This window comes from Streptomyces graminilatus (assembly GCF_001418565.1).
Lineage (GTDB): Bacteria > Actinomycetota > Actinomycetes > Streptomycetales > Streptomycetaceae > Streptomyces > Streptomyces graminilatus.
Map to the genome: position 1 here is coordinate 1 of NZ_LIQQ01000644.1, position 4,862 is coordinate 4,862.

General features: G+C 70.0%; 5 protein-coding genes. 3 read left to right on the plus strand and 2 right to left on the minus strand.

Annotation, left to right across the window (positions count from 1 at the left end; genetic code table 11):
* Window positions 1-29 precede the first annotated feature (29 nt).
* Together AOK08_RS38930 and AOK08_RS38935 are read left to right on the plus strand one after the other, a co-directional pair.
* Window positions 30-485: a Zn-ribbon domain-containing OB-fold protein gene (locus AOK08_RS38930; protein ID WP_055534906.1), complete on the plus strand. Its 456-nt coding sequence runs from the start codon at window positions 30-32 to the stop codon at window positions 483-485.
* Window positions 485-1,153 carry a GNAT family N-acetyltransferase gene (locus AOK08_RS38935; protein ID WP_055534899.1) on the plus strand — a complete coding sequence of 223 codons (669 nt, stop codon included), beginning with the start codon at window positions 485-487 and terminating at the stop codon, window positions 1,151-1,153. The genes AOK08_RS38930 and AOK08_RS38935 overlap by 1 nt, the downstream gene beginning before the upstream one ends.
* Here the strand turns inward: AOK08_RS38935 and AOK08_RS38940 are convergent.
* Window positions 1,131-1,829 (minus strand): pyridoxine/pyridoxamine 5'-phosphate oxidase, encoded by a 699-nt coding sequence (locus tag AOK08_RS38940; protein ID WP_055534901.1) that lies wholly within the window; start codon window positions 1,827-1,829, stop codon window positions 1,131-1,133. The two genes, AOK08_RS38935 and AOK08_RS38940, sit on opposite strands and share 23 nt — an antisense overlap.
* A 101-nt stretch (window positions 1,830-1,930) precedes the next feature.
* Window positions 1,931-4,153 (minus strand): catalase/peroxidase HPI, encoded by a 2,223-nt coding sequence (katG, locus tag AOK08_RS38945; RefSeq protein WP_055534903.1) that lies wholly within the window; start codon window positions 4,151-4,153, stop codon window positions 1,931-1,933.
* Between the two features lie 297 nt (window positions 4,154-4,450).
* On the opposite strand from katG, the gene AOK08_RS38950 reads away from it, so the two are divergent.
* Window positions 4,451-4,862, plus strand: a 412-nt coding sequence (locus AOK08_RS38950) for a Fur family transcriptional regulator (RefSeq protein WP_055534904.1), incomplete at its 3' end; no start/stop codon positions are given.

Sequence of the window (4,862 nt, forward strand, 5' to 3'; positions counted from 1 at the left end):
TGGGCGTGGGCGTGGGCGTGGGCACTGGCTTGGGCACGGGTGCCGGGGCGGACAAGGGGCGGTTCGACGTTCCCGAGGTCGATGCCTTCACGCGGGACTACTGGGACGCGGCGGCCGAGGGGCGGCTGCTCGTGCGGCGGTGCGGGGGGTGCGGGCGGGCGCATCACTACCCCCGGGAGTTCTGCCCGTACTGCTGGAGCGAGGACGTGGTGTGGGAGACCGCGAGCGGGCTGGCCACGCTCTACACCTGGTCCGTCGTGCACCGCAACGACCTGCCGCCCTTCGGGGAGCGGACGCCGTACGTCGCCGCTGTCGTCGACCTCGACGAGGGGCCGCGGATGATGACGGAGGTGGTGGACGTGGCGGAAGGCGGGCTGCGGGTCGGGATGGGGCTGGAGGCGGCCTTCCGGGAGGGTGTGCCCGTATTCCGTCCCCGGGTTGGGGGTCGTACAGCCGTACGGGATTCACGGGATTCAATGGGGTGATGGCCAACATTCATGAGCGGTCCCCTGCCCACGCCGGCCCCGGGTTTCCCGAGGTGCTCGGTCACGGACTCCGGCTGAGGCAGTGGGACGCGGACTCCGACACCGATATCGGCGCGTGGCTGCGAGGGATGACCGACCCGGACTTCCAGCGGTGGAACACCCCGGTGAAGCCCGTCACCGACCTCGACAGCGCCCGCGAATCCCTCGGCAGCCGTTCCGCGACCGCAGCGGACGGCACCCAGGTGTCCTTCTGCGTCACGGACGCCGTCACCGGCGTGATACTCGGACACCTGGGCGTCGGCAACATCGACCCCTTCATGCGCGTCGCCCGCGTCGGCTACTGGGTCCTGCCCGAGGCCCGTGGCAGGCGGGTCGCCACCCACGCCCTCGCCCTCGGCACGCGCTGGGCCTTCGACGTCCTCGGCCTGAACCGGCTGGAACTCGGCCACGCCGTCGGCCACGACGCCTCCTGCCGTATCGCCGAGCGCTGCGGTTTCCGGTACGAGGGGACGCTGCGGGGCGCGATGTTCGAGCAGGACCGCCAGGACGTCTTCCGGGACATCCACCTGCACGGACGGATCGCCCAGGACCCGGAGCCGGCCCCGGACCCGGAGATGGATCAGGGCGGCGCGGCCCCGGCCTCGGCTACGGCCACAGCAGCTCCCTGAGCCAACCGGATTCCGATTCCGATTCCGTACGGCGGTACTTGAGGCGTACGTGGCGGCGCTGGGCGTCTCCCTGGAAGAACTCGGCCTCGTCGGGGCGCAGTCGGTACAGGGTCCAGGTCGGGGCCGGGGTGTCCGGGTCGCGCTGCGCCCGTTCCCAGGCTTCCCGGGAGGTTCGCTCCAACTCGGCCAGTGAGCCCAGTACTTCACTCTGGCGGCCGGTCAGCGCGGCGGCCAGCGCTCCCGTCGACCGGGCGTGCAGGTCGGCCTGTGCCTCGGGGGAGGGGGCGGATTCGACAGGGCCCCGCAGCCGGATCTGGCGGCCCAGTGCGGGCCAGTAGAAGTGGAGCGCCGCGTAGGGGCGTGCCGCCAGTTGGCGGCCCTTGGCGCTGCCGGAGTGGGAGGCGAAGGACCAGCCGTCGGGGTCCGCGCCGTGCAGCATCACGGTGCGTACGTCGGGCAGGCCGTCCGTGTCCGACGTGGCCAGGGTCATGGTGTGCGGCTCGGGCTGCCCGGCGGCCACCACCTCCGTGAACCAGGTGGTGAACAGGGGGAGCGGCTCGGCGGGGGCCGTCTCCGGGGCGAAGGCGGGCAGGGACGTGACCTCGGGGGACCACACCCGAAGGGTTCTGAGCAGGTCGTGGAGGTCGGGGAGATCCGGTTCCGGGCGCTGTGACATGGGGACGAGTATCGACGACGAGCGGCCGGCAAAAACGTCCAGGCCGACCCGTACGGGCCGGCCTGGACGCTGTCACTCGGGTGAGTGAGCCGAGCGGTGGATCAGACGAGGTCGAAGCGGTCCGCGTTCGACACCTTGACCCACGCCTTGACGAAGTCCTTGACGAACTTCTCCTTGGCGTCGTCGCTCGCGTAGACCTCGGCGACCGCGCGCAGCTCGGAGTTGGAGCCGAAGACGAGGTCGGCACGGGTGCCGGTCCACTTGACCTGGCCCGAGGCGTCGCGGCCCTCGAAGGTGTTCTGGTCCTCGGACGTCGCCGTCCACTCCGTACCCAGTTCGAGCAGGTTGACGAAGAAGTCGTTCGTCAGCACGCCCGGGGTGTCGGTGAAGACGCCGTGCGAGGTGCCCTGGTGGTTCGCGCCGAGGACGCGCAGGCCGCCGACGAGGACGGTCAGCTCGGGGGCGCTCAGGTTGAGCAGGTTCGCCTTGTCGAGCAGCAGGTACTCGGCGGGGAGGCGGTTGCCCTTGCCGAGGTAGTTGCGGAACCCGTCGGCGGTCGGCTCCAGGGCGGCGAAGGACTCGACGTCCGTCTGCTCCTGCGTCGCGTCCACGCGGCCCGGCGTGAAGGGGACCTCGATGTCGTAGCCGGCGTCCTTGGCCGCCTTCTCGACGCCCGCGGCACCCGCGAGGACGATCACGTCGGCGATGGAGACCTGCTTGCCGCCGGACTGCGCGGCGTTGAAGGACTCCTGGACGCCCTCCAGGGTGCGCAGCACCTGGGCCAGCTCGTCCGGGCTGTTGACCTCCCACGAGGCCTGCGGCTGGAGGCGGATACGGGCGCCGTTGGCACCGCCGCGCTTGTCGCTGCCGCGGAAGGAGGACGCGGCGGCCCAGGTGGTGGAGACGAGCTGGGAGACCGTGAGGCCGGTGGCGAGGATCTGCGCCTTGAGGGCGGAGACGTCGGCGGCGTCGATCAGCTCGTGCGTGAGCGCGGGCAGCGGGTCCTGCCACAGCAGCGTCTCCGCCGGGACCTCGGGGCCGAGGTAGCGGGCGACCGGGCCCAGGTCGCGGTGGGTCAGCTTGAACCAGGCGCGGGCGAAGGCGTCCGCGAACTGGTCCGGGTTCTCGTAGAAGCGGCGGGAGATCTCCGCGTACGCCGGGTCGAAGCGCAGCGACAGGTCGGTCGTGAGCATCGTCGGGAGCTTCGTCTTCGACGGGTCGTGCGCGTCGGGGATGATCGCCTCGGCGTTCTTCGCCACCCACTGGTTGGCGCCGGCCGGGCTCTGCGTCAGCTCGTACTCGTACTCGAACAGGTTGGTGAAGAACCCGTTGCTCCACTGGGCCGGCGTGGTCGTCCAGGTGACCTCGAGGCCACTGGTGATCGCGTCGCCGCCCTTGCCGGAGCCGTACGAGCTCTTCCAGCCGAAGCCCTGCTGCTCGATCGGGGCGGCCTCGGGGTCGGGGCCGACGGCGTCGGCCGGGCCGGCGCCGTGGGTCTTGCCGAAGGTGTGGCCACCGGCGATGAGGGCGACGGTCTCCTCGTCGTTCATCGCCATACGGCGGAAGGTCTCGCGGATGTCGCGGGCCGCGGCGAGCGGGTCCGGGTTGCCGTTGGGGCCCTCCGGGTTGACGTAGATGAGGCCCATCTGGACGGCGCCGAGGGGCTCCTCCAGCTCACGGTCGCCGGTGTAGCGCTCGTCGTCGAGCCAGACCTTCTCGGGACCCCAGTACACGTCCTCGTCGGGCTCCCACACGTCGGCGCGACCGCCGGCGAAGCCGAAGGTCTCGAAGCCCATCGACTCCAGGGCGACGTTGCCCGCGAGGATCATGAGGTCGGCCCAGGAGAGGTTCTGGCCGTACTTCTTCTTGACCGGCCACAGCAGACGGCGGGCCTTGTCGAGGTTGCCGTTGTCCGGCCAGCTGTTGAGGGGGGCGAAGCGCTGCTGACCAGCGCCGGCGCCACCGCGGCCGTCGCTGATGCGGTAGGTGCCCGCGCTGTGCCAGGCCATACGGATCATGAACGGGCCGTAGTGCCCGAAGTCGGCCGGCCACCAGTCCTTGGAGTCGGTCAGCACCGTGGCGATGTCCTGCTTGACGGCAGGGAGGTCCAGGGTCTGGAACGCGGCGGCGTAGTCGAACTCCTCGCCGAGCGGGTTCGAGACGGCCGGGTTCTTCGCGAGGATCTTCAGGTTCAGACGCTCGGGCCACCACTGACGGTTGCCGCCGCCCTGGGTCGGGTGCGCGGCGCGCGTGTGCGCGACCGGGCAGCCGCCCGTGCCCTCGGTTTTCGCGTCGCTGACGATCGCGTCATGGTTCTCAGACATGGGAATCCTTCCGGACGGGGCAGATCTCGGCACTGCTCACGAACTGCGTTCTCAGGAACTGGGGGGTGGGGGGAACGGTCGGGCACGTGGAGGAGGTCACACACGCCGTCACGTCGCTTTTGTCTCCTGCCGCACTGGAGTCGTTTCCTGACCCTTGGCTCCCTTGGCCATCGCCGTAAGCGATCCTACAATGGACAAGGTCCAAGTCAAGAAGTGTGACAAATCCATATCCTATCGGAACCCGGACGTCCACTGGTAAAATCCGTGTATTCCACCGAACCTGAATAGGTGAACGATATGAGCGACCTGCTGGAGCGACTGCGTGGACGCGGCTGGCGGATGACTTCCCAGCGGCGTGTCGTTGCGGAGGTCCTCGACGGCGAACACGTCCATTACACGGCCGACGAGGTGCATGCCCGAGCGGCCCAGCGGCTGCCCGAGATCTCCCGGGCGACCGTCTACAACACCCTGGGCGAGCTGGTCTCCCTCGGGGAGGTCATAGAGGTCGCGACGGACGGCCGGGCCAAGCGCTACGACCCGAACGCGCACCGCCCCCACCACCACCTGATCTGCTCCAGCTGCGGCACGATCAGAGACGTCCACCCCACCGGCGACCCCATGGCGGACCTCCCCGCGGAGGAACGCTTCGGCTTCACGGTGTCGCAGGTCGAGGTGACGTACCGGGGGCTGTGCGGGGCCGGCCTCTTAT

What these genes read in the sequence shown, in the direction of transcription:
- AOK08_RS38935 (WP_055534899.1), top strand. Translation starts at nt 485, where the DNA reads ATGGCCAACATTCATGAGCGGTCCCCTGCCCACGCCGGCCCCGGGTTT.
- AOK08_RS38940 (WP_055534901.1), bottom strand. Translation starts at nt 1,829, where the DNA reads ATGTCACAGCGCCCGGAACCGGATCTCCCCGACCTCCACGACCTGCTC.
- katG (WP_055534903.1), bottom strand. Translation starts at nt 4,153, where the DNA reads ATGTCTGAGAACCATGACGCGATCGTCAGCGACGCGAAAACCGAGGGC.